This is a genomic window from Actinoplanes auranticolor, from assembly GCF_018332655.1.
Taxonomy (GTDB): Bacteria; Actinomycetota; Actinomycetes; order Mycobacteriales; family Micromonosporaceae; genus Actinoplanes; species Actinoplanes auranticolor.
The window spans coordinates 124,466-148,213 of sequence record NZ_BOQL01000042.1 but is presented as its reverse complement, the minus strand read 5'-3'; the positions used below and the strand labels follow the sequence as shown (position 1 = coordinate 148,213).

Genomic DNA, 23,748 nt, shown 5'->3' with positions numbered 1-23,748 from the left:
TACCCCGGTCAGGCGGGGCTGCGGCGCAGCGCGAAGCGGGCGCGGGTCAGCCCGTCCACCGAGCGGATCGCCATCGCGTCGCAGAGCTGCTGGACCAGCCACAGGCCCATGCCGCCGATCCGGCCCGGCCGCGGGGGCAGGTAGCCCGCCAGCGGCCCGGGCGGCACCCGCCCGTCGTCGGTGACCTCGCAGACCACCGCGTCGTCGGTCAGCCAGACGCGCAGCTCCCGATGCTCACCGCCGTGCCGGATGCCATTGGTGGCGACCTCGCTCAGGGCCAGCAGGAGGTTCTCCACGCGGTCGGCCGGCAGCCAGCCCTCCGCGGCGGCCCGCGCCCGGACCTGCGCGCGCAGGCCGGCGACGGAGTCGTGCACCGGTACGGCGATGACCGGCTCCCCGGTGACCGGGTACGGCGGCTCGGGCAGCTCGGTCAGCAACCGCTCCGGCGGCTCGTAGCCCGCGCTCTCCAGCCAGCCGTCGTCGTACAGCCGGGGGTGGGTGAGCTCCGCGGTCCGTACGGTTGCCGCCGGCAGGTTGCTGCGGTCGTACGGGCACAGCAGATGCCCACGCAGCCCGGCCAGCGAGCTGTTCAGTGCGGATTCGAAGCGGACCCAGCCGCGCGCCCCGTGGGCCGGGGTGGTGTGCCCGATCAGGCGCATGGACGACCGGCCGCTCGACGCCGCGGCCCGCAGCAGCTGGGACCAGCCGGCGATCGTGCGCACCGGGCGGACGTACCACTCCTCAGCCGGCAGGAACCGCACCTCGGCGGCGTCGGCGGCGAGGGCGTCGCGCAGCAGACCGGTGCAGTGGGCGTTCGCCGCGACCGCGACGGCCTCGTCATGGGCCAGCCCGTCGCGGATGAAGGCGGCCAGCGTGCTGCCGTACGCGGTGTCGGAGTCGTAGAAGAAGGCCGAGTGGGTGAACGCCGGACGCGCGTCGGCGGCTACGCCGCTTCCCTGCACCTGGCCCACCTCCGAGCACCGCCGATCGACCACGGTAACACCGGGGACACGGGCCGGAGGAAGCTGAGCGTTCCCGGTGCACCACTGCGAGTGAACGGAGCCGCTCTTATACGTGAAACCTGTCTGCCGGCGGTGGGCCGCGGTCCACACTGGGCCCGACCAATCAACGTGGAGGTGAGTGGTGTCGGGTACGGGGACCAGCGCGCTGGCCGAGATCATCGGTAACGGGCCGACGCGGGCCGCCGGGCCGCCACCGGCCGACGACATGGCGGCCATCCTCGCCGCCGCCCAGCACCGCGCGGGACCGCCGCTCAAGATCCGGCGTCACGAGTCGGAGGACGGGCCGGCCTACTGGCGCTGGGACTGTGACAGCTGCGGCGAGTACGGCGGAGGCCGGCACCACAGCGACGCGATCACCCGCGCGATGCGGCACTGCGGGGAGCACCCGGAGCACCGCTCGTCCCTGCTGCCGCCGTCGCGCTGCCGGGAGCGGGATCACCGGCTGGCGGTGCATCCGATGCTCTTCGCGCTCGACGACGACCCGCCGCCGGAGCCACTCGCGAACTGAGCTGCGAGCGGCCCCGGAAGGCGAAGGTCACTGCTGGGACGTGTCGCCCTGACCGGTACGGGTCTGAGCCTGGTCCACGCCCTTGTCGATCTGGTCCGAGTACTTGCTGCCAGTACGGTCGTCGACCTGGTCGCCGGCCTTGTCAAGGCCCTTGTCGACCTGCTCGTCGTGCTGGTCGGCGAAGTCCTTGGCCTTGTCCATGAAGCCCATGTCAGTCCCTTCCGTTGGTACGGAGAGGTTGCCCGGGCTCGGTGGCAGCAAACCTCAGGCCCGGGTGTCTCCCTCGCCGGTGCGCTTCTGCGCCTCGTCCACGCCCTTGTCGATGTGGGTCGTGTACTTGTGACCGGTGCGCTTGTCGACCTCGTCACCGACCTTCTCCAGGACCTGGTCGACCTGCTTGTCGTGCTTGGCGGCGAACTCCTTCGCCTTGTCCAGGAAGCTCATCGGGTCCCCTTCTTCGCGCTCAGCACCTCGGCGATCCGGGCCACCCGCGGGTCGGCGAGGATCTCCTCCAGGCTAGCTGTGAGGGGGATCCGCCAGTTGGGGTACTCGTCCGTGGTGCCCGGCAGGTTGGGCTGGCGCAGCTCGCCCAGCACGTCGTAGAGCGACGCGGTGATGAGCCGGCACGGCGTGCGGGCCAGGAACTCGTGCATCGCCACGATGATGTCCTGGGCCGGGGTGTCCGGCGTGATCAGGCCCTCCTCGGTGAGCCGGACGAGCAGCTGGGCCCGGTCCTTGTCGGCGAACTCCTGCTCGTCCTCGACCGGTCCGGCCAGCTGGCCGAGCTCCGCGCGCACCCGTACCTGCTCGCCGACCAGGAAACCGGCCGCCGTCGGCAGGTCGTGGGTGGAGATGGTGGCCAGCGCGTTGCGGGGGTAGTCCGCCGCGCTCAGGTAACCCTCCGCCGGGTCGTCGTAGTCGCGGGTGAACCACAGCACCGCCGAGCCGAGCATGTTCATGCGTTCCAGCGTCTCGGTGACCACCGGCAGCACCGTGCCGAGGTCCTCGCCGACCACGACCGCGCCGGCCCGGTGCGCCTCCAGCGCCAGGATGCCCAGCATCGCCTCGGGGTCGTAGTGCACGTACGTGCCCTCGGCCGCACCCATGCCCGGCGGCACCCACCAGAGCCGCCACAACCCGGCCACATGGTCGACCCGCAGGCCGCCCGCGCGCCGGAAGATGCGCTGCAACATGTCCCGGTACGCGGCGTACCCGGTCTCGATGAGCTGGTCGGGACGCCACGCGGCCAGCCCCCAGTCCTGCCCGAGCTGGTTGAACGCGTCCGGTGGGGCGCCGGTGTGCACCCCGGCGGCGAGCACGTCCTGCAGCAGCCAGCCGTCGGCGCCGCTGGGGTCGATGCCGACGGCGAGATCGTGCACGATGCCGACCGGCATCCCGGCGTCCCGGGCGGCCTGGTTGGCCGCGCCGAGCTGGTCCTCGAGCAGCTGCTGCAGCCACACGTGGAAGGCGACCCGGTCGCCGGTGCGGGCGGCGAGCACCGCGGGGGAGTCCGGGCGCTGGAACTCGGCCGGCCACTGCTGCCAGTTCGGCCCGTGCACCTCGGCGAGCGCGCAGAAGGTCGCGAAGTCGGTCAGCCCGGGGTCGGCGGTCAGGTCAACCTCGCCGGCCAGCGGCCAGAGCAGCTCCAGGGCGGCGCTCTTGGCCTGCCAGACCGCGGTGTAGTCGATGAGCCCGTCGGCGGCCGGCGCCGGGCGCAGGGCGTCGACTTGCTCCCGCAGTGACGCGTCGGCCCGGCGGTACGCGTCGGTGTCGGCCACCCGCAGATACAGCGGGTTGGCGAACCGGCGGCTCGACGGCGAGTACGGCGACGCCGGCACCGGCACCGTCGGGGTGATCGCGTGCAGCGGGTTGAGCAGCACCATCCCGGCGCCCTGGCTGCCCCGGACGAAGCTGCGCAGGTCACCGAGGTCGCCCATGCCCCAGGAGGCCGCCGAGTGCAGGGCGTAGAGCTGGAGCATCCAGCCCCAGGTCTCCGGCGGCTCGGGCAGCTCGGTGGGGACCACGACCAGCGTCACGTCCTGGTCGCCGGTCACCAGCCGGTGCCAGCCCAGCGGCAGGTCGCGGGGGAGCTCGCCGTCGGCCTGGACCCGGGTGCCGTCCTCCAGCTGGATGGTGCCGGTGAGCGGCTGGGTGTTGCCCTGCCGGACGACCACGGTGCCCGGCAGCCTGTGCTGCTCGCGGGCGGTCCGGATCTCGGCCAGCCCGGCGGCGATCGACGCCGGGGAGGTGGCGTCGACTCCGAGCAGGCCCAGCACGCCGACCACCGACTCCGGCGACACGTCCTTGCGCTCGCGATGCCAGTCCTCGTACCAGGTGGCCACCCCGTGCGCCTCGGCCAGAGCAGTCAGATCCGCGTCCATCCCCGTCCCCTCATTCGTTTCCGCTGGGTCATACCCTGCCCTGCCGGTGGTAGTCCGGTCATGCGGGTCTTGCGGTTGTCGGCCAAGATGGAACGCATGTCTTCTGCAGTGAAGTGGTGGTCACGGCTCAGCGCCGCCGTGACAGGCGCCGTCCTGACGCTGGTCATCCCCGTGCATGCCTGGGCGGCGAGCAACGGCACGGCCGAGCTCGCGGTGGAGGCGGCCCGTTCGCGCCGGCGCCGTGGCGGCATCGGTTTCCTTCCCATCTTCGGTGGCCTGTGCTGCCTGCTCGTGGTCGCCGGCATCGTGCTGGCGTTCGTCCTGATTTCCCGGAACCGCAAACGTCGCTGAGCCCGCCCCCCTAGCTTGATGGGGTGGGTATCCGGGCGAAAGCGATCGCGCTGGGCACGGGGATCGCCGCGGTCTGCACCGTGCCCCTGGTCATCACCGTCACCGCCGACGCGGCGCCGGACGTGCTGCTCTCCAAGGGCCGGCCGGTCGTCGCGTCGACGGTTTCCGGCACTGGTCAGGACGCCACCAGAGCGGTGGACGGCTTCGGGAGCACCCGCTGGACGGCCGGGGCGGCCGGCTCGCAGTGGCTGCGCATCGACCTGGGCCAGGCCCAGGACGTCAGCCGGGTCCGGCTGCGGTGGCACGACGGGTACGCGAAGTCGTACCGGGTCCAGGTCTCGGGTGACGGCGCGAGCTGGCGGGATCTCTACCGTACGAGCAGCGGCGACGGTGGCACCGACGACCTCAAGAAGCTCAACGGCACCGGTCGATTCCTGCGGGTGCTCGCCACCCAGCCGGGCCCGGCGAGCGGCTACTCGCTGTACGAGGTGCAGGTCTTCGGGCCCGGGCCGGCCGCACCGGTCGTGGAGAACGCCTCCCCGGTGGCGGCGTCCGTGCTCGCCGCCGGACTCGCCGAGCCCCGCAAGAAAGCCATCGCGCTGCAACTGGTCTCCAGTGCGGAGAACTCGACGCTGAACTGGCGCGGCGAGTTCGGCTACCTGGAGGACATCGGGGACGGGCGCGGGTACACCGGCGGCATCGTCGGCTTCTGCTCCGGCACCTCGGACATGCTCGCCCTGGTGACCGAGTACACCCGCCGGGTGCCCGGCAACAAGCTGGCCCGGTATCTGCCGGCTCTGCGTACCGTGGACGGGTCGGACTCGCACGCCGGCCTCGACCCCGGCTTCCCGGCCGCCTGGAAGGCGGCCGCCGCCGATCCCGCCTTCCAGAAGACGCAGGAGGACGAGCGCGACCGGATGTACTTCGCGCCCGCGGTCGCCCTGGCGTCCGCGGACCGGGTACGCGCACTGGGCCAGTTCGCCTACTACGACGCCGCGGTGATGCACGGCCAGTCCGGGCTGCGCAGCATCCGCGCCGACGCCATGCGCAAGGCGAAGACGCCGAAGCAGGGCGGCGACGAGCTGGTGTGGCTCAACGCCTTCCTGGACGCCCGGGTCAGGGAGATGCGCACCGAGGAGGCGCACAGCGACGTGACCCGGGTGGAGACGGCGCAGCGGCTGTTCCTCAAGGCCGGCAACCTGGACCTGAACGGGCCGCTCAGCTGGCGCGTCTACGGCGACAGCTTCACGACCCGCTGATCAGTCGTCGCCGGGCTTGTCGTCCTTCTTCGCGTCGTCCTTGCCCGCGCTGATCTGGATGCTCACGTAGCTGCCCTTGATCGTCCGGCCCTCCGGCGAGGTGCCCGCCGCCTGGCCCTTCGGGCAGTCCGACGCGACCTCCGAGCCCGGGCCCACGAGGAAGCCCGCACCCTTGACCTTGCTGGTCGCCGCGGCGACGCTCAGGCACTTCACGTCCGGGATCCCACGCTGCTCGCCCTGCGGGATCTTGTCGCCGGAGGGCTTCTTGAACTGCTCCTTCGGCTTGCCCTTCATCAGGTCGTGCATCGTCTCCCAGACCGCCGGATTGACGATGGAGTGGCTCAGCCGGTACGGGTGGTCCTGGTAGTCCGGGTTCACCAGGTAGCCGGCCACGACCATGGACGTCGTCCCGATGATCAGTGACGCCGTCTTGTCGTCGTCCGTGGTGCCGGTCTTGCCGAAGATGGGGTGGCCCACCTCGCTGCGGGCGGAGCCGGCCGTGCGGCCCTTGCAGCTGCCCAGCTGCGCGTAGTCGCCGACCGGGCAGCGGGCCGCATCGATCGCCATCCGCGCCACATCGGGCTTGGTGACCTGCCGGCAGTTCGGCTTGCCGACGTCGAGCTTCTCGCCCTTGAGCGTGGTGATCTGCTGGACCGGGGTGGGGGAGCAGAACTTGCCGTCGGCGGCCAGGGTCGCGTACGCGTTGGCCATCTCCAGCGGGGTCGAGGCCGACACGCCCAGGGTGAACGCGCCCCAGTCCTTGGCGTGCTTGGTGGCCATGTCCTTCTCCTGCGGGGACCGGAACTGCACACCGAAGCGCTGCGCGACGTCGACCACCTTGTCCGCACCGACGCTCTCCGCCAGCGGCACGAAGTACGTGTTGACCGAGGCGCCGAACCCGGTCCACATGTTGTACGGGCCCTTCTCGCCCTTCGACGCGTTCGTGGGGCACCAGTACCCACCGCAGGAGGCCTGCCCGTTGTCCCGGTAGCCGGACCTGTACTGGTACGTGGTGTTGATCGGGTACGACGGCGGGTAGCCGTTCTCCAGCGCCGCGACCATCGTGAACATCTTGAACACCGACCCGGCCTGGTAGCCGGTGATGTCGCCACCGCCGCTGAGTAGCGGGTTGGTGGTGTTGGGGTAGGTGCCGCGGATGTTCTTGGCCGCCTTCTTCGGGTCCGAGGACATCTTGTTGTTCTCGACGTCGAGCTTGTAGCGGCGGTTGGCGGCCAGCGCGCGGACCCGCCCGGTGCCCGGCTGGACGGCGGCGAGCAGCAGGGCATCGCGGTTGTTGATGCTGATCCGGTCGCTGACGTTCTTGCGCGTCGCCGCCTGCGCCTTGATGTCCAGCGAGCTCTGGATCCGGTAGCCGCCGCTCTTGAGCCGCCGTTCGCGGTCGTACACGGTCCGGCCGAACTCGGGCCGGCTGAGCCACCACCGGTAGAAGTAGTCGCAGAAGAAGCCCCAGTGGTTGGTCTGCACGGACGCACAGCCGTTGCCGGTGCGCTGCGTGGTCCGGCCGAGCTTGACCTTGATCGCGGCGGCCGCCGCCTCGGGGGTGATGTAGCCGAGGTCGCGCATGTTGCCGATCACCCAGTTACGCCGGTCCAGCGCCTTGGGGTAGCCCTTGACCGTGGTCGGGTCGAAGCCGCTCGGCGCCTTCACCATGCTGGCCAGCAGGGCCGACTCGGCCACGGTGAGGTCCTTGGGGTGCTTCTTGAAGTACACCTGGCTGGCCGCGAAGATGCCGTACGAGCCGTTCCCGAAGGGCGCCGCGTTCAGGTAGCGCTCCAGGATCTGCTGCTTGGTCATCTCCTTCTCCACCTGCATGGCGTACTTCATCTCGGTGACCTTGCGGGTGGTGGTGTCCTCGGTGGCGTCCACGACCTCCTGCGGGGTGGTCGCGGAGTACCACAGGGACATCTTGACCATCTGCATGGTCAGGGTCGAGGCGCCCTGCTTGTCGCCACCGCGGTTGTTGTTCACCAGGGCGCGGACGGAGCCCTTCACGTCGACGCCGTTGTGCTTGTAGAACTGGTGGTCCTCGGCGGCGACGATGGCGTTCTGCATGTTGACCGAGATGTTCTTGAGCGGGACGTCGCTGCGGAGCTCGTCGTAGAAGACCGTGATCAGGGTCTTGTTGTCGGCCGCGAAGACCCGGGTCAGCTGGGGCGCGGTGGCCTGCCGGAGCTGACTGGGCAGGCTCGCGAAGGCCTCGCCGCCGGCCTTGGCCGCCAGCCCGGACATGGCCACGGCCGGGAACGCGGCCGCGGCCACGGCGACCCCGGCCAGTAAGCCGCATACCAGCAGCGAGGACACGTTCGTGACGAAGTGGTGGTCGCGTCCGCGCATCAAGGAGATCCGTTCCCGGTGAGAAGACAATCAATGCCGCCCGGGTCGCCGAAGCGGCCCGGGCGGCAGAGTAACGGTCGTACGCAAACAGGGTCAGACCTTGGTCCACTTCTGGTTCGTGGTGCCGCCGCAGTCCCACAGCTGCAGCTGGGCCCCGTTGGCGCTGTTCCAGTCCTTCACGTCGACGCATTTGTTGGACGAGACGTTCACCAGGTCACCCGCGGCCGACAGGGTGAACCGCTGCACCGGGTTGCTGTTGCAGGTGACCAGCTGGATCGGTGTGCCGTTGGTCAGCGCGCCACCGGCCGGGTCCATGCACTTGCCCAGCGCGCGCAGCGTGCCGTCGCCGTTGGGGGCCCACTTCTGCGCGCCGCTGCCGTTGCACTCCCACAGCTGCAGCCGGGCGCCGTCGACGGCGTTGCCGCCGGGGATGTCGATGCAGCGGTTGCTGAAGTTGGAGCGCAGGGCGTTGCCGCCGGTGGCCGGCGGCGGGGTGGTGCCGCCGCCGTCGGTCCACGAGGAGACGCGGACGTAGTCGACCAGCATGGTCTGCGGGAACTGCGTGGTGCCGTCCGGGTAGCCGGGCCAGTGGCCGCCGACCGCCAGGTTGAGGATCATGAAGAACGAGTGGTCGAAGACCCACCGGTCGCCGCCGAGGCTGGCCGGCGTGACCCGGAAGTACTCCGAGCCGTCGACGAACCAGACGATCAGGTTGGGCGACCACTCCACGGCGTAGGTGTGGAACGCGTCACTCAGCGGGACACCGAGATTGCGGTTGCCGCCGACGCCCTCGGCACCGGAGTAGCCGGGGCCGTGGACCGTGCCGTACACGGTGGTCGGGTCCTTGCCGACGTGCTCCATGATGTCGATCTCGCCGGTGGTCGGCCAGTTGTTGCCGCCGAGCATCCAGAAGGCGGGCCAGATGCCCTGACCCCGGGGAACCTTGATGCTGGCCTCGAACCGGCCGTAGGTCTGGCTGAACTTGTCCGCGGTCAGGATCCGGCCCGAGGTGTACTGGCAGGTGCCGTAGTGGCACTGGTAGTTGGCCGGGTTCTCCTTGCGGGCGGTGATCGCCAGGTGACCCTGCCCGTCGTGGCGGACGTTGCTGGTCGAGTTGGTGTAGTACTGCTGCTCGTTGTTGCCCCAGCCGCTGCCGCCGATGTCGAACTTCCACTTGCTGGCGTCGATCGGGCTGTTGGCCGCGCCGTTGAACTCGTCCTGCCAGGTGATGCCGCCGATGGCGGCGTCGGCGGTGTCGTTGCGGGAGCCGGCGACCAGGGCGCTGGTGAGGGTCGCGGCGACGACGGCCGCCGCGAGGAGTATGCGGGTTTTTCGCATGGGGGATGAGCCTCCGGGGGAGAGGTTGTTAACACTTTAAACAGTGTTTACAGATTGACCGGTGCCAGTCAAGGGAGACTGGTTCCGGAACCCCCGATAACGCTTTTCCCCGGCGGCTAGATCTTTTTGAACAGCGCCGGCAGCGCGGTCGGCTCCCAGCCGGGCAGCGACGTGTGCGTCTCCAGCACCTGGTATTCGACCTTCTTGAAGGTGACCAGCTGCCCGGCGACGTAGTCGGTGAACGGCGCCCACTCCGCGGCGGCCGGGGCCGGCGGGGCCGGCGCCGAGGTGGCCGGCGGTGGGGTGGTGGTGGGTGCGGTCGTCGGCTCGCTGGTGGGCGGCTCGCTGGTGGGTGCGTCCGTCGGCTCGGTGGCCGGCGGAGTCGTGGGCGGGGTGGTGGGCGCCTCGCTCGTCGGCGGCGTCGTGGCGGGCGGCTCCGCCGAGGCGTCGGCCCCGGAGAAGCTGACCGAGTCCACGACCATCCGTGCCGGGAGGTCGGCGTCGCGGCGGTTGTCGCCGACCGTGAGGCTCAGCGCCAGCCGGAAGGGCTGCCCGGTGTCCACGTTCCGCAGCGTCTCCTGCCGGACCTGCCGGCCGTCGACGGAGAAGGTGACCTCGCCCGGCTTCCAGTCCACCGCGTACGTGTGGAAACCGTCGTCGGTGACCGGCTCACCCAGCACGTCGAGCGCGCCCGTGTTCGTCCGGGTCGCGCTGACGAGCTCGAACGTGGGCCGCAGGCCTTCGCCCGCGGGCGCCTTGATCCGCGCCTCGACGTGGCCGGTGGTGCCCCGCAGCGTTCCGCGGGTGTAGAGCCGGGCCGTGGAGAAGGCGTCACGGTCCTCGCCGCGCAGCACGATCACGAGGTTGCCCCGGCCGTCCAGCCGGGCGTTGCGGACGCTCTGGCTGAACTGCACGCCGTCGCCCGCCCGGTCGGTGCGCAGCGCCCACTTGCCCGGGTCCACCGTGCTGCCGCGCCGGCCGGAGAAGTCGTCGGCGAAGGCGGGCAGCGACCGGCTCAGGCGATCGGTGCTGCGGTTGCGCTCCGCGGCGTCCGCGCTGTCGTTGCGGGTCGGCAGCCAGACGGCGGTCACCAGTCCGGCGGTCGCGACGACGAATGCGACGACCAGTCGGGGGCGCAGCCACGTGGGCTGCTGCGGCGCGCTGTGTCGCGGCACGGGGAAACCTCCGGGGGGCAATGATGCTGAAGCGTCAGCAGAGACATAAGAAGATCTGCGGCCAAACGTCAAGTCGGGACGACCGAATTTAAAAAAAGATTCAGGATTTCGGGTCGGTGCGTCGGGAAATGCGTACGGCCGTACCGCCGGGTCCGGTTTTGATCGCACATGTGTCCGTCAGTTCCCGGACCAGCCAGAGGCCCCACCCGCCCGGTTGGTCCGGCGGTGGTCGTTGCGGGGTCACCGACTCCAGACCGGTGCCGTGATCGGTCACGTCGCAGAAAACGGCACCGTCCTGCGCCCAGAGAGCGAGGTGCCCGGTGCCACCGCCGTGCCGTACGGCATTGGTCAGCAGCTCGTTGACCGCCACCACGAAGTCGTCCAGCCCTTCCCCGGTCACGCCCGCCTCCTCGGCCCGGGCCGCGACGGCATGCCGCAGCGCGGTGATCCGGCTACGGTCGAACGCCTCGGAGATCAGTGGTTCCGTACCGATGACTCGACCGTAGGCGACGTCTGATCATTCCGCTGGGCGAGCGGCTGTGTGGGATCGTCTGGCCATGGCGCAATCGAGCGGGCTGCAGAACCCGCTGTGGCGGGCGATCGCGGTGTACCGGATCGCCGCCCTGGTCTACGTGGCCGTGCTGGTGGTCCGCAACGTCGGCGCCTACCAGCGGCCGATGCTGGCCTGGCCGGCGCTCGCGGTGGTCGCCGGGTGGACCGTGTTCACCACGTACGCGTACGCCGTACCGGCCCGCCGCCGGCCCCCGCTGCTGGTGACCGACCTGCTGGTCACGATGGCGGTGATGGCCGCCAGCCTGCTCGTGGTCGGCCGCGCCGGGCTCGAGGCGGGCCTGCCGACCCTGGCCGTGGCCTGGCACGTCGCCCCGGTCATCGCCTGGGCCGTGGCCGGCGGCCGGCGCTGGGGCATCGTGGCGGCGCTCGCCATGGGCGCGACCGACCTGACCGTGCGCGCGCACTACGACCAGGCGGCATTCACCGGCACGGTGCTGATGGTGCTGGCCGCCACGGCGGTCGGCTACCTCGTCGGCATCGCCCAGGTGTCGCAGCGGCGCCTGGAACGGGCCATCCAGCTGGAGGCGACCATCCGCGAGCGGGAACGGCTGGCCCGCGACATCCACGACTCGGTGCTGCAGGTGCTCGCCCTGGTCAAGCGGCGCGGGGCCGGCCTGGACGGGGAGGCCGGCGAGCTGGCCCGGCTGGCCGGTGAGCAGGAGGCGGCGCTGCGCACGCTGGTCACCGGGCGTACGGCGGAACCGGTCGACGAGCACGCCGAGGTCGATCTGATGACGTTGCTCGACCCGTACGCGTCGGCCACGGTGTCGGTCGCCGCCCCGGCCGGCGCGGTCCGCCTGCCGTCCCGGGTGGCGACCGGGCTGGCCGCCGCCGTCGGCGCCGCCCTGGACAACGTGGTGCGGCACTGCGATCCGGGCACCAAGGCGTGGGTGCTGGTCGAGGACGAGCCCGCCGAGGTGACCGTGAGCGTGCGGGACGAGGGCTGCGGCGTGCCGCCCGAGCGCTTCGCCCAGGCCGAGCAGCAGGGGCGGCTCGGCGTGGCCCAGTCGATCCGCGGCCGGATCGCCGACCTGCACGGCACGGTACGGATCACCTCCGCACCGGGGCAGGGCACCGAGGTGGAACTCAGCGTGCCGCGCGCCTCGATAGGCTGAGCCGGTGACAGAGGCACCCAGGACCCGGGTCATGGTCGTCGACGATCATCCGATGTGGCGCGAGGGGGTCAGCCGTGACCTGACCGCGGCCGGCTACGACGTGGTCGCCACCACCGGCGAGGGGCGGCAGGCCGTCCGGATCGCCGCGGCGACGCGCCCCGACGTGGTGGTGCTCGATCTGCAGCTGCCGGACGTGTCCGGCGTCGAGGTCATCAACGGGCTGCTGGAGGCGGTGCCCGGCGTCCGGGTGCTGATGCTCTCGGCGAGCGGTGAGCAGCAGAGCGTGCTCGACGCGGTGAAGGCCGGGGCGAGTGGCTACCTGCTCAAGTCCGCGGCCCAGGCGGAATTCCTGGACGCGGTGGGTCGCACGGCCGCCGGGGACACCGTCTTCACGGCCGGGCTGGCCGGGCTGGTGCTCGGGGAATTCCGGCGGCTGGCCGTCGAGCCCCCGGCCGCGGACGGCATGACACCGAAGCTCACCGAGCGCGAGACCGAGGTGCTGCGGCTGGTGGCCAAGGGTCTGTCGTACCGGCAGATCGCCGACCGGCTCGTCCTCAGCCACCGCACCGTGCAGAACCACGTGCAGAACACGCTCGGCAAGCTCCAGCTGCACAACCGGGTGGAGCTCACCCGCTACGCCATCGAGCAGGGGCTCGACTAGCGATAGTCGGGCGCGTTGGTCTCGTGCATGGCCAGCTCTTCCGCGCTGGCGCCGCCGCCGGCCGCACCGGCGTCGTAGGCGATGCTGTCGGCCTCGTCGTCGGTGCCGTAGCCCTCGTCGGTCTCCACGAGCCGGCCCACGGGCTGCGGGTTGTCCGCGTCGAGCTGGCCGTCGTCGTAGAGCGACACCGCGGAATTCGGGTCGGAGGTCGGGCTCTCGCCCCACACGTCCGCGTCGAACCGCCGCTGCTCGGAGGAGTCGACGGTCTCGTCGATCGGGTCCCGGTCGGCCGGCAGCGGGTCCTCGGCGCCGACGTCGGGCTCCTCCTGGCGCAGCCGGTAGTCGAGCGGCTCGCCCTGACGGGCCTCCTCGGCGGTGTCGCCGTAGCGGTTGGAACCGCCGGGGCCGACTCCCGCGAGCGCTGCCGGGTCGGCGCCGTCGGCCCACCGGGTGCTCTCCACCGAGTCGTACGCGTTCGAGTCGTCGTCCGCCGTCTCGGGCAGCCCCGAAGCTTCCGGGTCGGACACCTCAGCCGGGTAGTCGTTGTCTCGCATGTTCCGCAATCTACCCGTGGGCCCGGCCCGCCAAGCCTGTGCTGGGCAGTTGGGTGGCGGACTCGCCGGCGTCCAGCACGGCCCACACGACCTTGCCGTCCTCCAGGACCAGGCTGCCCCAGCGCTGCGCCACGGAGTCGATCAGCAGCAGGCCACGGCCGCCGTACGAGGTCACCGGGACCGGGCTGCCCGTGAAGCGCGGCACGTGCGGGGACTGGTCGCGGACGGCCACCGACATGCTCTCGCCGCGCAGGGCGAGCAGCACCGTCATCGGGGTGTGCGCGTGCGCGACCACGTTGTTGACCATCTCGGTGACCACGATGCAGGCGGGCCCGGCCAGCTCGGGCAGGTCCCAGCGGCCGCACGCCTCGGTGACCAGCTCCCGCGACCGCCGGGCGGCGCCGACGACGGGCTCGAGCGGGGCCCGCAGGAAGCGCCGGGGCTCCGGGGCGCCCAGGGCCGCCACGGCCTCCTCGGGGGTGGGCCAGACCGGCAGGCCCGTGTCGCGCCAGGCCGCGGCGTCGGCACCGGCGCCCAGCAGCAGGTGACAGCCCGGCCAGTCGGCCGCGTCACGGGCGATCCCGGCCAGTACGGCGACCGCGGCCGGCTCACCGACGGTGAGCTGCCGGACGTCGACGACCACGGCCTCGGGCTGCCCGGCGAGCAGATCGAGCAGGCAGAACCGGACCGTCGGGGCGGTGACGGTGTCGAGCACCCCGGTCACCCGGACGACCGGATAGGCCTGTCCCGCGTCGACCTGTAGTCGGACCTCGCTCGCCATGATCGCTCCATTGTGCCTAACGCGGGTGGGGTTCGCATTCCGGCACGGGGCCGCCCGCGGGTGCGTTGTGACCGGTTATCTGCACTATTCGGGGCAGATGGGCATGGGCTTGGGGGTTACCCCGTGAGCGGCGGCTCATGCACGCTCATCGTCCGGCAGGATGCAGCCGGGCGCCGTCCGGGCGCCGGCCCGATGCCGGGCGGGCGGTGGCGTGGTGGTGCTGGGGCTCGGCGTAGCGGGTCATGGCGATCACCGCACCGAGCGTCACGACGAAGCCGACCGCGGCCAGCCACTCGCGGCCGGGATGGATCCGGTCGCCGAGCAGCAGCAACCCGACGATCGCGGCCGGCACCGCGCCGGCGGCGTCCATCGCGGCCACCGCGGCCGTGGTCGACCCCCGCTGCATGGCCAGGCCGAGCAGCAGCTGGCCGACGATGGAGTGGGCGATGAGCAGATAGAGCAGCGGGTTGCTGAAATAGCCGCCGGCCGACTGCTCCATGGCCAGCGGGCGGGCGGCGATGGCAGCGGCGGAGAAAGCGATGCCGGCCAGCGAGCCGAGCGCGACCGAGCCGAGGGCGCCGTGCAGGCGTACGGCGAAGAAGCCCAGCACGCCGATGACCGCCATGGCGACGGCCAGGCCGACCACGCCCTCGGTCCCTAGCTGGCGGGAATGGGCCGGCTGGGCGGAAAGCACCAGGGCGGTGATGCCCCCGAGCAACAGCACCAGCAGCGCGACCTCGGCGACGGGCAGAGTCCACTTCAGCACCAGGACACCCAGCAGCGCCGTCACTCCCAGCCCGGCCGCCACGCTGGCCTGCACCAGGAACAGCGGCAGGTCACGCCGGGCGACGAAGGCCAGCACGAAGCCCAGAACCTGACAGACCAGCCCGAGCAGATACGTACGGTGACAGGCGAGACGGACCAGCAGCTGCGGGTCGAAGGTGTGATGCACGGTGGTCCGGGCCGCCGCCATCGACTGCAGCAGGTTGGCGACCCCGTACGCGGCAATCATCGCGGCGAGGTAGAACCAGCCCGGCGACATCACCCGGCGAGAATAGACCAGCTGTGGCGGCGCCCGGAGACTAACGGTGCGTCGAGGCGATCCCAGCAGCCAGCCGACCGAGAATTTCCTCGTGCAAGTGACCGTTGGTAGCGATGGCGCTGCCGTCACCGGGCGCCCGCTCACCCGCGAGGTCGGTGAACGCGCCACCGGCCTCGGTCACGATCGGGATCAGGGCGGCCACGTCCCACAGCGACAGCTCGGGCTCGACCATGACGTCCACGGCGCCCTCGGCGAGCAGCATGTAGCCGTAGAAGTCGCCGTAGGCCCGGCTGCGCCAGGAGTCCCGCATGATCTGCAGCATCGGCTCCAGCCGGCCGGCCTCCTCCCAGCTTGGCAGGCTGGCGTAGCAGAAACTGGCGTCGGCCATCCGGCGCACGGCCGAGACGGAGATCCGGGCGGCGGCCCGCTGGTGCTTGCCGGCCCAGGCCCCGTGGCCCAGCGCGCCCCACCAGCGGCGGCCCAGCGCCGGGGCGGAGACCAGCCCGGCGACCGGCCGCTCGCCCTCCAGCAGGGCGATCAGGGTGCCCCAGACCGGCACCCCGCGGATGAAGTTCTTGGTGCCGTCGATCGGGTCGATCACCCAGTGCCGGTTGCCCTGCCCGGCCGGCGGGGTGGACATGCCGAACTCCTCGCCGAGCACGCCGTCGCGCGGGCGGGCCCGGGCCAGGGTCGCGCGGATCGCCTGCTCGACCGCCTTGTCGGCGTCGGAGACCGGGGTGAGGTCCGGCTTCGACTCGACATGCAGGTCCAGGGCCCGGAACCGGGTCACGGAGATCGAATCCGCGGCGTCGGCGAGCAGGTGGGCGAGAGCGAGGTCATCGGCATACGAGGCCATGCGGGCACGCTAGCCGATCGCGCGGCCCGGCCTCACCGGGCCGCGCCGCCGGTCCCACGGCCGCCGATCCGGGTGCTACTCGCCCTGGTCGCGCGAGTTGTCCTCGCCGGCGCGCGAGCTCAACAACCGGCGGTACGACGCCAGCCGCCGCGGATCCGCCTTGCCGGCCGCCACCCACGCGTCCAGCCGGCAGTCCCCGTCGGCCGCGGTGTGCCCACAGTTCGGCGGGCAGTCCACCGTGCCTTCGACCAGGTCGGGGAAGCCGTGCAGCAGGCTCTCCGCGCTCACGTGGGCCAGCCCGAAGCTGCGAATGCCCGGCGTGTCGATGATCCAGCCGGGGTCGCCCTTCTTGCGGACCCGGGGCAGGCGCAGCGCGACCGCGCTGGTCGAGGTGTGCCGGCCCTTGCCGATCGCGCTGACCACGCCGACGGCCCGCAGCGCGTCCGGCACCAGCCTGTTGACCAGGGTGGACTTGCCGACGCCGGAGTGGCCCACCATGACGGAGAGGCGCCCGGCGAGCCGGTCGCGCACCTCGGTCAGGTCACTCTCCGGCTTCACCAGGACGTACGGCAGGTCCAGCTCGGCGTAGTAGTCCAGCACCCCGGCCGGCCCGGCCAGGTCGGCCTTGGTCAGGCACAGCAGCGGCTCGATGTCCGCGTCGTACGCCGCCACCAGGCAACGGTCGATGAAGCCGGTGCGCGGCTGCGGGTCGGCCAGTGCGCTGACGATGACGAGCTGGTCGGCGTTGGCCACCACCACGCGTTCCAGCCGGCCCTCGGGGGTGGTGTCGTCGTCGTCCGCCGTCCGGCGCAGCACCGAGGTGCGCTCGGCGATCCGCACGATCCGGGCCAGCGCGCCGGGCGCCCCGGAGGTGTCGCCGACCAGGGCGACCCTGTCCCCGACGACGACCGACTTGCGGCCCAGCTCACGGGCGCGCATCGCGGTGATCAGCTCGTCGAGGTGCTCGGCGTCCTCCCGGATGCAGCCGTACCGGCCGCGGTCCACGGTGATCACGAGCGCGTCGACGGCGTCCTCGTGCTTGGGCCTGGTGCGGGTACGCGGACGCGACGACCGTCCCGGTCTGATCCGGACGTCGTCCTCGTCGTACTCGCGCTTCTTGCCCGGCAGCTTCAGCTCCCTGTCACGAGGTCTGCCCAGAGCTCGGGGAACTCCGGCAGAGTCTTGGAGGTACACGCTACGTCGGTGAGCCGGATGCCCTCGACGGCGAGTCCCAGCACCGCGGCGGCGTGCGCCATCCGGTGGTCGGCGTAGGTCTCGAGGGTGGCCGCCCGCAGGGGCCCGGGGGTGATCTCCAGGCCGTCCGGGTGCTCGACGACGCCCGCGCCCACCTTGCCGAGCTCGGTGGCGAGCGCCGCGATCCGGTCGGTCTCGTGGCCGCGGATGTGCGCCACCCCGCGCAGCTCACTGGGCCCGTCGGCCAGCGCGGCCAGCGCGGCGACGACCGGGGTCAGCTCGCTCACCTCGGACAGGTCGGCCCGGATGCCGTGCAGCGCGCCGGTGCCCCGCACGGTGAGCCCGGCGTCGTCCTGGCTCACCTCGGCGCCCAGCGCGGTCAGCAGCTCGGTGAGCAGGCCGACCGGCTGCCAGCTGTCGCGCGGCCAGCCGGCCAGCGTGACGGCGCCGCCGGTGACCATCGCCGCCGCGAAGAACGGCGCCGCCCCGGACAGGTCCGGCTCGATGTCCCACGACCGTCCGCGCAGGCCGCCGGGCTCGACGGTCCAGACGTCCGGCACGCTCTCGTCCACCGACGCGCCCGCGGCGCGCAGCATGTGGGTGGTCATCCGCAGGTGCGGCGCGGAGGGGACCGGCGGGCCCTCGTGCCGCAGCACCAGCCCTTTGGCGAAGCGGGGGGCGGAGAGCAGCAGCCCGGAGACGAACTGGCTGGACCCGGACGCGTCGATCACCGCCTCGCCGCCGGTGACCAGGCCGGTGCCGCGGATCACCAGCGGCAGCCCGCCGGTGGGGGAAGCGTCGATGTCGGCACCCAGCGCGCGCAGCGCCTCGACGATGGGCCGCAGCGGCCTGTTCCGGGCGTGCGGGTCGCCGTCGAAGGTGACCGTGCCGTCGGCTAGCGCGGCCACCGGCGGTGCGAAGCGCATGATCGTGCCGGCGAGCCCCACGTCCACGCGGGCGGGTCCGCGCAGCGGCCCGGGCTCGACCGTCCACACCTCGTCGGCCGTGGTGTCCACCGCGACGCCCAGGGCCCGCAGCCCGGCGGCCATCAGCGTGGTGTCCCGGGCCCGCAGCGGGCGGCGGATCGTGGACGGCCCGCCGGCCAGCGCGCTCAGCACCAGCGCCCGGGCGGTCATCGACTTGGACCCGGGCAGGCCGAGGGTGGCCGTCACCGGCCGGCTGCTGACGGGGGCCGTCCAGGGGCGCGCTTGAGCTGTCACGGCACCCATTCTGCCGTTCGGGTACGACAGCTCGCGCGGGGCAACACGATCGGCGCGCCGGGCGTAGGGTCGGCGCTATGTGTGGGCGGTACGCGACGACGCGGAGCGAGGCCGACCTCAGCCTGCTCTTCGACGCCACGAGCGTCGCGGAGGCGCCGGGGCCGAGCTGGAACGTCGCTCCCACCGATCCCGTTCCCCTGGTCCGCATGTCGCAGCGGCACGACGGCCGGGTGCTGGACACCGCCCGCTGGGGCCTGGTCCCGCCGTGGGCGGACGACCCGCGCGCCGGCGCCCGGATGATCAACGCCCGGGCCGAGACCGTGGCCACCTCGCGCGCCTTCGCCTCGTCGTTCCAGCGCCGCCGGTGCCTGGTCCCGGCCGACGGCTGGTTCGAGTGGGTCCGCGACGGCCGGAGCAAGCGGGCGTTCTACCTGACCCCGCGCGATTCCTCGGTGCTGGCCTTCGCCGGCATCTGGACGATGTGGCGCGAGCAGCTGCTGACCTGCAGCGTGCTGACCACCGCCGCGCTGGGCGAGCTGGCCGAGGTGCACGACCGGATGCCGCTGATCCTGCCGCGGGAGCGCTGGCCGCAGTGGCTGGCCGGCGGTGGTGACGCGCCCGCTCTGCTGGAGCCGATGTCGCCCGCCGAGCTGGCGGCGATCGAGGTCCGCCCGGTCCGTCCGGACGTCGGGAACGTGCGCAACAACGGCCCACATCTGCTGACCGCTCCGGAGCCGGTGACCGCCGCGGAGGTGACGCTGTTCTGAGCCCCGAGAATGGGATCATTTCGGGTGTCCGAATTGCCGCTTCGCTGACAACCGCGAAGCGTTATACCCCCATATGCTGGGGTTCTAATCAGGAAACTTTGTTGCGAGATAGATAAGACCCTTGTTCTGATCTTCCTCCGTGCGATAGAAACCAGCGCCGGTGTGATGTCGATCCGTACGGTGCGGACCGCCCATCACGGCTCTACCGGTACCCACGGGGGAGGTGGGCTGATGACACGTGCTCGAATGCCGCGTCCACATGAGGTCGCCATTGCCAGGCGCGACCCAAGGTTGCTCAGCGCGATCGAAGACCGTCGTAGTGATGAAGCGTGGCGCACCCGCGGCGCCTGCCGCACGGTCGATCCGGAAACGTTCTTCCCGGCTCCGAACGAGCCGTCCGAGAGTGCGGTCGCGCTCTGCGGCAGCTGCGAAGTCCAAGGGCCGTGCCTGGCCTGGGCTCTGCAGGTGGGCGACTGCCACGGCGTCTGGGGCGGGACGACACCTCGCGAACGGCGCGCCATGCTGGTCGCCTGGCGCGAACGGGTGCGGCCGGACGGCGAGGAAGTCGACGACGGGCCGGACGAGGAAGATCGCCGCCTGCTCACGCTGGTGCCGGTGAGCCGCTAGACATAGGAGCTGTGCACAGCTTCTCGATCGACACACCGCGCGGGCCGGCGGGGATCCGGATCACGGACCCGGCCGGCCCGTCGCTCTGTCAGCTCGTCCTCGGCCACGGCGCGGGCGGTGACGTCGACGCGCCCGACCTGACGGCCGTGCATGACGCCGCCGTGGCCGCCGGAGCCCGAGTGGTGCTGGTGACCCAGCCGTACCGCGTCGCCGGGCGCCGGGCGCCGGCCCCCGCCGGCCACCTGGACGAGGCCTGGACCACGGTGGTGACGGAGCTCGGAGGCGAGCTGCCGTTGATCCTCGGCGGCCGTTCCAGCGGGGCCCGGGTCGCCTGCCGGACGGCGGAGCAGCTCGGCGCGGCCGGGGTGCTCGCGCTCGCCTTCCCGCTGCACCCACCCGGCAAGCCGGAGCGCAGCCGCGCCGGTGAGCTGCCCGTCCGCATCCCCACCCTGGTCGTCAACGGCGACCGTGACCCCTTCGGCGTGCCCGAGCCGGGCGGTGTCGTGCAGGTCGCCGTACGCCCCGGCGCCGTCCACGATCTGCGCCGTGATCTGCCCGGCACCGCCGAGATCGTGATCGCCTGGTTGCGGGCGCACAGGTGGGCCCGCTGATCCGGAATGCGGGCACCCCCGCCGCCGTTACACCACCCGGAAGGCTGTACGTCGGAAGGGGTACCCCAAAGTGCAAGCCGGAACCGGATTCATCCAGCGCGGCGGCCCGCAGGTGCGCAAGGTGCAGCAGCTGCTGCACGCGCCCGAGTGGCCGGCGGCTGTCACGGGGCCCGTCACATCATCGGTGAGCGTCACATCACCGGCGGTTTTTGAATCTGCTGACGGGGCACTACCCGTATCCTCGGCGGGGCGGTCGAGGGGAGACGTGCGGGTGACGCCAGCAGAGCGGACGGAAAGAACCGAACGCAGCGAGAAGACCGAGGAGCGCCGGGCGCGCTTCGAGCGGGACGCGCTGCCCTTCGTGGACCAGCTGTACGCGGCGGGCCTGCGCATGACGCGCAACCCCGCCGATGCCGAGGACCTCGTGCAGGAGACCTTCCTCAAGGCGTTCTCCGCGTTCCACCAGTTCGAGGAGGGTACGAACCTCAAGGCCTGGCTGTACCGCATCCTCACGAACACCTATATCAACTCGTACCGGCGCAAGCAGCGTCAGCCCGTGCAGGCTCCCACCGAGGAGATCTCGGATTGGCAGCTCGCCTCGTCCGAGTCGCACACGTCCGCGGGTCTGCGCTCGGCCGAGACCGAGGCGCTGGACCGGCTGCCCGACAGCGACATCAAGGACGCGCTGCAGCAGCTGCCCGAGGAGTTCCGGCTGGCCGTCTACCTCGCCGATGTCGAGGGTTTCTCGTACAAGGAGATCGCCGACATCATGGGTACGCCGATCGGCACGGTCATGTCCCGTCTGCACCGCGGCCGGCGGAACCTCCGCAAGCTGCTCGAGCAGTACGCCGTCGACCGTGGCATCACCCGCACCTCCGGCGCGCCCGCCGCTCAGGAGGCGTGAGCGACGTGAACGACGAAGCCCAGAAGACCGACTGCAGCGTCGTGATCAGCGAGGTCTACCTGTATCTCGACCTGGAGTGCAGCGACGACCGGCGCGAGCTGATCCAGCGGCACCTCGACGACTGCTCCGACTGCCTGCGCGAGTACGGCATCGAGCACGAGGTGAAGGCGCTCGTCGCCCGCTGCTGCGGCGACGAGACGGCACCCAAGGAGCTGCGCGAGCGGCTCCGGGTGAAGCTCAGCGAGTACGTGGTCGAGGCGGAGAGCCACGAGTTCCTGCCCTGACCCGCGGGGGCGTCAGACGTGAAGAAGGGCCGGTAGCGCGTGCTACCGGCCCTTCTCGTCGTCCACGGCTCAGGAGTTGGGGCGCTTGCCGTGGTTGGCGGCGTTCTTCTTCCGGGCCTTCTTCTTACGAGACTTCTTCGCCATCTCGATCTCCGTTCGTCCTCGCGGTCAACCCGCCGATGGTAGACGGCCCGCCCGGCCCGCCCCGTATGCCCCCGCGGCCGGAGCATGATTGGATACCGTCACCGGAGCAGCGCCGCGACGAGGAGGACTTCATCATGGCCGACGAGATCCGAGCCGAAATGGTGGCCAACGTGTGGAAAGTCGTGTCCGCCGCGGGAGCCGAGGTGGAGGAAGGCGACACCCTGGTGATCCTCGAGTCGATGAAGATGGAGATCCCGGTGCTCGCCGAGTCGGACGGGGTCGTGGCTCAGCTCGCGGTCAACGAGGGTGACGTGGTCCAGGAAGGCGACCTGATCGCCGTCATCGAGTAGTGCGGCCCGACAGCCAGCGCCGCAGGCGACCACCGCGGCGGCGCTGACGGGGCAGCATCGGCGCCGCGTGATCCTCCTCGGCGCGCACCACCTCCGCGGCCCGCAGCCGCACCGGCGCCCCCAGCTCCGGGGTGGCCAGCGCGAGCTGCGCCACCGACCAGGCCAGCGGCTGCCGCGTCGCGGTGATCTCCGCCAGCCGGCGGGTGACCAGCTCGGCCACGTCGGCCCGGGCCGCCGGGTCCACCCAGGCCGCCGTGACCAGGGCGAAGAGCGCGGCCTCGGTGATCTGGTCGGTGCCCCCGGTGGCCAGCTCGACCAGCAGCCGGCGGCGCACCGAGCCGGCCCAGGGCTCGTCCGTGCGCTGGTGCAGCAACCCCAGGCAGGCCCAGACCTGCGCGCAACGCTCCCACAGCGCCGGATCGTGGGTGGCCAGCGCCTGTCCCACCTCGTTGTCCGGGGCCGGCGGCGGGTAGGCGATCAGCGCCAGCAGATCCTCCGGCTCGACCAGCACCAGGCCCAGGGCCGCGTCGTAGGCGGCCGGTGGATGCGGCCACAGCGGGTGGGCGACCCGGTGCAGGCGCTGCACGGCGGCGTCCGTCGGGCGGCCCGCCACGAACGGCTCCCGGGCCGGGTCCGGCGTCGTGCCGGGCGCGGACGGCACCCGGCTGAGCCAGGGCTGGTCGGCGCAGCAGTCGGCCAGGTCGGCGTGCTCGTGGGTGTCGTCCGGGTGGTCGCGCTGGAAATCGGCCAGGCGGATCAGGTGGGTCAGATCGCCGTCGGCGCGGTAGCGCAGCCGGTGCGCGGTGTGCACGGCGCAGTCGAACTCGGGATCCTTGGCCAGCGCCCGGTCGGCCCAGGCCAGCGCGTCGTCGAGGCGGCCGTGGTCGGCCAGGGTGCCGGCGATGTCCGCGTACACCGAGAGGTCGTCCGGGTCGTACATGACCGCGCGGCGCAGGGCGGCGAGCGACTCGGGGATGCGGTCCGCGCTGCGGTAGGCGTACCCGAGCCAGATCTCGGCCAGCTTGGACGGGCGCAGCCGGGCGCCGCGGACGGCCCACTCCACCGCCAGGGTGGGCTCACCGAGCCGGCGGGCCAGGGCGGAGCCCGCACCGAGCAGCATGGCCTGCTCCGGGTGCGCCTCGACGGCGTGCCGGACCAGGGTCAGATACGGCAGCAGGGACTCGCGGCCGGCTTCCGGAGCCGGGTCGCCGATGGTGGTGCAGAGCTGCATCACGATCTGCGCCAGCAGCGCCGGGTCGATCCGGGCGCCCAGCGCCGGGTCGCTGACCCAGGGCACCCCGGCCCAGTCGGCCCCGGGCGTGTGCCCGCTCGCGGCGACCAGCAGCGGCAGGCCGTCCTCGGGCCGGCCGGCCGCGGCGAGCAGGTGGGCCCGGGCGACCACTGTGCCCACGAAGGCGTGCTGTTCCAGCGGGAAGAGCTCCAGGCCGCCGTCGGCACGGGCGGCCAGCCGGCTGAGCAGCTCGTGCGTCTCCGGCAGCGTCGGCGCGTGTGCGATGGCGCCGGCCAGGTGATCGGCGGCGTGGTGCATCTCGCCACGCTCGAGGGCCGCGCGGGCCTGCTCGAGGTCGCGATCGGCGGAGCGCCGGGGGTCTTCCATGGCCACGCCTTCCTTCGATGGCACGCCGTGTGCCACCGCACGCGAGCCTAGGCGACGA

Annotated in this window: 27 protein-coding genes; 11 read left to right on the top strand and 16 right to left on the bottom strand. The window is 72.0% G+C overall.

All coding sequences use genetic code 11. The features are described 5' to 3' along the window. Positions 1-8: 8 nt before the first annotated feature. Entirely contained in the window at positions 9-962 is a 954-nt protein-coding gene (locus tag Aau02nite_RS25915; RefSeq protein WP_212991157.1) for an anti-sigma factor RsbA family regulatory protein, read from the bottom strand. 181 nt (positions 963-1,143) lie between these two features. Between Aau02nite_RS25915 and Aau02nite_RS25910 the strand changes: the two genes are divergently transcribed. Then, positions 1,144-1,530 (top strand): hypothetical protein, encoded by a 387-nt coding sequence (locus tag Aau02nite_RS25910; protein ID WP_246595439.1) that lies wholly within the window; start codon positions 1,144-1,146, stop codon positions 1,528-1,530. A 27-nt stretch (positions 1,531-1,557) separates the two neighbouring features. Here the strand turns inward: Aau02nite_RS25910 and Aau02nite_RS25905 are convergent, their stop codons facing one another. From Aau02nite_RS25905 to malQ, 3 genes are read right to left on the bottom strand one after another with little or no spacing between them, the layout of a single operon-like run. Next, positions 1,558-1,740, bottom strand: coding sequence for an antitoxin (locus tag Aau02nite_RS25905; protein ID WP_212991156.1), 183 nt, complete (start codon positions 1,738-1,740; stop codon positions 1,558-1,560). A gap of 54 nt (positions 1,741-1,794) precedes the next feature. Next, positions 1,795-1,974 (bottom strand): antitoxin, encoded by a 180-nt coding sequence (locus Aau02nite_RS25900; RefSeq protein ID WP_212991155.1) that lies wholly within the window; start codon positions 1,972-1,974, stop codon positions 1,795-1,797. Beyond that, positions 1,971-3,911 carry a 4-alpha-glucanotransferase gene (malQ, locus tag Aau02nite_RS25895; RefSeq protein WP_212991154.1) on the bottom strand — a complete coding sequence of 647 codons (1,941 nt, stop codon included), beginning with the start codon at positions 3,909-3,911 and terminating at the stop codon, positions 1,971-1,973. Before malQ ends, Aau02nite_RS25900 begins: the two co-directional genes overlap by 4 nt. A gap of 96 nt (positions 3,912-4,007) precedes the next feature. Between malQ and Aau02nite_RS25890 the strand changes: the two genes are divergently transcribed. Next, on the top strand, positions 4,008-4,262 hold the full coding sequence (locus Aau02nite_RS25890) for a hypothetical protein (RefSeq protein ID WP_212991153.1): 255 nt from the start codon (positions 4,008-4,010) through the stop codon (positions 4,260-4,262). 23 nt (positions 4,263-4,285) lie between these two features. Beyond that, positions 4,286-5,521 (top strand): chitosanase, encoded by a 1,236-nt coding sequence (locus tag Aau02nite_RS47470; RefSeq protein WP_281421028.1) that lies wholly within the window; start codon positions 4,286-4,288, stop codon positions 5,519-5,521. Here Aau02nite_RS47470 and Aau02nite_RS25880 read toward each other — a convergent pair whose 3' ends face one another. The 4 genes from Aau02nite_RS25880 to Aau02nite_RS25865 form a co-directional block, all read right to left on the bottom strand. Beyond that, positions 5,522-7,876, bottom strand: a complete 2,355-nt coding sequence (locus tag Aau02nite_RS25880; RefSeq protein ID WP_212991152.1) for a transglycosylase domain-containing protein — start codon at positions 7,874-7,876, stop codon at positions 5,522-5,524. Positions 7,877-7,969: 93 nt separating this feature from the next. Further along, positions 7,970-9,214 carry a family 16 glycosylhydrolase gene (locus Aau02nite_RS25875; protein ID WP_212991151.1) on the bottom strand — a complete coding sequence of 415 codons (1,245 nt, stop codon included), beginning with the start codon at positions 9,212-9,214 and terminating at the stop codon, positions 7,970-7,972. Positions 9,215-9,330: 116 nt separating this feature from the next. Next, positions 9,331-10,389 carry a carbohydrate-binding protein gene (locus Aau02nite_RS25870; protein ID WP_212991150.1) on the bottom strand — a complete coding sequence of 353 codons (1,059 nt, stop codon included), beginning with the start codon at positions 10,387-10,389 and terminating at the stop codon, positions 9,331-9,333. Between the two features lie 100 nt (positions 10,390-10,489). Next, complete coding sequence (locus Aau02nite_RS25865) at positions 10,490-10,882, bottom strand: ATP-binding protein (protein WP_212991289.1); 393 nt, start codon at positions 10,880-10,882, stop codon at positions 10,490-10,492. 64 nt (positions 10,883-10,946) lie between these two features. Between Aau02nite_RS25865 and macS the strand changes: the two genes are divergently transcribed. Both macS and Aau02nite_RS25855 read left to right on the top strand, forming a co-directional pair. After that, a complete protein-coding gene (gene macS, locus Aau02nite_RS25860; RefSeq protein WP_212991149.1) occupies positions 10,947-12,077 on the top strand; it encodes a MacS family sensor histidine kinase in 1,131 nt (376 codons plus the stop codon). Between the two features lie 31 nt (positions 12,078-12,108). After that, positions 12,109-12,738, top strand: coding sequence for a response regulator (locus tag Aau02nite_RS25855; protein ID WP_212991288.1), 630 nt, complete (start codon positions 12,109-12,111; stop codon positions 12,736-12,738). Here the strand turns inward: Aau02nite_RS25855 and Aau02nite_RS25850 are convergent. The 6 genes from Aau02nite_RS25850 to aroA form a co-directional block, all read right to left on the bottom strand. Next, positions 12,735-13,292 carry a DUF5709 domain-containing protein gene (locus Aau02nite_RS25850; RefSeq protein WP_212991148.1) on the bottom strand — a complete coding sequence of 186 codons (558 nt, stop codon included), beginning with the start codon at positions 13,290-13,292 and terminating at the stop codon, positions 12,735-12,737. The two genes, Aau02nite_RS25855 and Aau02nite_RS25850, sit on opposite strands and share 4 nt — an antisense overlap. A gap of 10 nt (positions 13,293-13,302) precedes the next feature. Next, positions 13,303-14,073 (bottom strand): ATP-binding protein, encoded by a 771-nt coding sequence (locus Aau02nite_RS25845; RefSeq protein ID WP_212991147.1) that lies wholly within the window; start codon positions 14,071-14,073, stop codon positions 13,303-13,305. A 145-nt stretch (positions 14,074-14,218) separates the two neighbouring features. Continuing rightward, positions 14,219-15,085, bottom strand: coding sequence for a hypothetical protein (locus Aau02nite_RS25840; RefSeq protein ID WP_212991287.1), 867 nt, complete (start codon positions 15,083-15,085; stop codon positions 14,219-14,221). Between the two features lie 70 nt (positions 15,086-15,155). Beyond that, a complete protein-coding gene (hisN, locus tag Aau02nite_RS25835; protein WP_212991146.1) occupies positions 15,156-15,971 on the bottom strand; it encodes a histidinol-phosphatase in 816 nt (271 codons plus the stop codon). 75 nt (positions 15,972-16,046) lie between these two features. Further along, entirely contained in the window at positions 16,047-17,099 is a 1,053-nt protein-coding gene (gene rsgA, locus Aau02nite_RS25830) for a ribosome small subunit-dependent GTPase A (RefSeq protein ID WP_438841173.1), read from the bottom strand. A 2-nt stretch (positions 17,100-17,101) separates the two neighbouring features. Further along, entirely contained in the window at positions 17,102-18,394 is a 1,293-nt protein-coding gene (aroA, locus tag Aau02nite_RS25825; RefSeq protein ID WP_212991145.1) for a 3-phosphoshikimate 1-carboxyvinyltransferase, read from the bottom strand. Positions 18,395-18,462: 68 nt separating this feature from the next. On the opposite strand from aroA, the gene Aau02nite_RS25820 reads away from it, so the two are divergent. The 5 genes from Aau02nite_RS25820 to rsrA all read left to right on the top strand — a co-directional run bounded on the left by Aau02nite_RS25820 (position 18,463) and on the right by rsrA (position 21,578). Further along, positions 18,463-19,152, top strand: coding sequence for an SOS response-associated peptidase (locus Aau02nite_RS25820; protein ID WP_212991144.1), 690 nt, complete (start codon positions 18,463-18,465; stop codon positions 19,150-19,152). A gap of 231 nt (positions 19,153-19,383) precedes the next feature. Beyond that, entirely contained in the window at positions 19,384-19,779 is a 396-nt protein-coding gene (locus tag Aau02nite_RS25815; protein ID WP_212991143.1) for a WhiB family transcriptional regulator, read from the top strand. An 11-nt stretch (positions 19,780-19,790) separates the two neighbouring features. Then, positions 19,791-20,390 carry an alpha/beta hydrolase family protein gene (locus Aau02nite_RS25810; protein WP_212991142.1) on the top strand — a complete coding sequence of 200 codons (600 nt, stop codon included), beginning with the start codon at positions 19,791-19,793 and terminating at the stop codon, positions 20,388-20,390. A 70-nt stretch (positions 20,391-20,460) separates the two neighbouring features. Further along, positions 20,461-21,294: a sigma-70 family RNA polymerase sigma factor gene (locus Aau02nite_RS25805; RefSeq protein ID WP_281421027.1), complete on the top strand. Its 834-nt coding sequence runs from the start codon at positions 20,461-20,463 to the stop codon at positions 21,292-21,294. After that, entirely contained in the window at positions 21,291-21,578 is a 288-nt protein-coding gene (gene rsrA, locus Aau02nite_RS25800) for a mycothiol system anti-sigma-R factor (RefSeq protein WP_433721836.1), read from the top strand. The genes Aau02nite_RS25805 and rsrA overlap by 4 nt, the downstream gene beginning before the upstream one ends. 69 nt (positions 21,579-21,647) lie before the next feature. Here rsrA and Aau02nite_RS48110 read toward each other — a convergent pair whose 3' ends face one another. Further along, positions 21,648-21,722, bottom strand: coding sequence for a 50S ribosomal protein bL37 (locus Aau02nite_RS48110; RefSeq protein ID WP_372433306.1), 75 nt, complete (start codon positions 21,720-21,722; stop codon positions 21,648-21,650). 134 nt (positions 21,723-21,856) lie between these two features. On the opposite strand from Aau02nite_RS48110, the gene Aau02nite_RS25795 reads away from it, so the two are divergent. Then, positions 21,857-22,072 (top strand): biotin/lipoyl-binding carrier protein, encoded by a 216-nt coding sequence (locus Aau02nite_RS25795; RefSeq protein ID WP_212991140.1) that lies wholly within the window; start codon positions 21,857-21,859, stop codon positions 22,070-22,072. Here the strand turns inward: Aau02nite_RS25795 and Aau02nite_RS25790 are convergent. Further along, complete coding sequence (locus Aau02nite_RS25790) at positions 22,062-23,690, bottom strand: tetratricopeptide repeat protein (protein ID WP_212991139.1); 1,629 nt, start codon at positions 23,688-23,690, stop codon at positions 22,062-22,064. The genes Aau02nite_RS25795 and Aau02nite_RS25790 overlap by 11 nt on opposite strands. Positions 23,691-23,748: the final 58 nt, after the last annotated feature.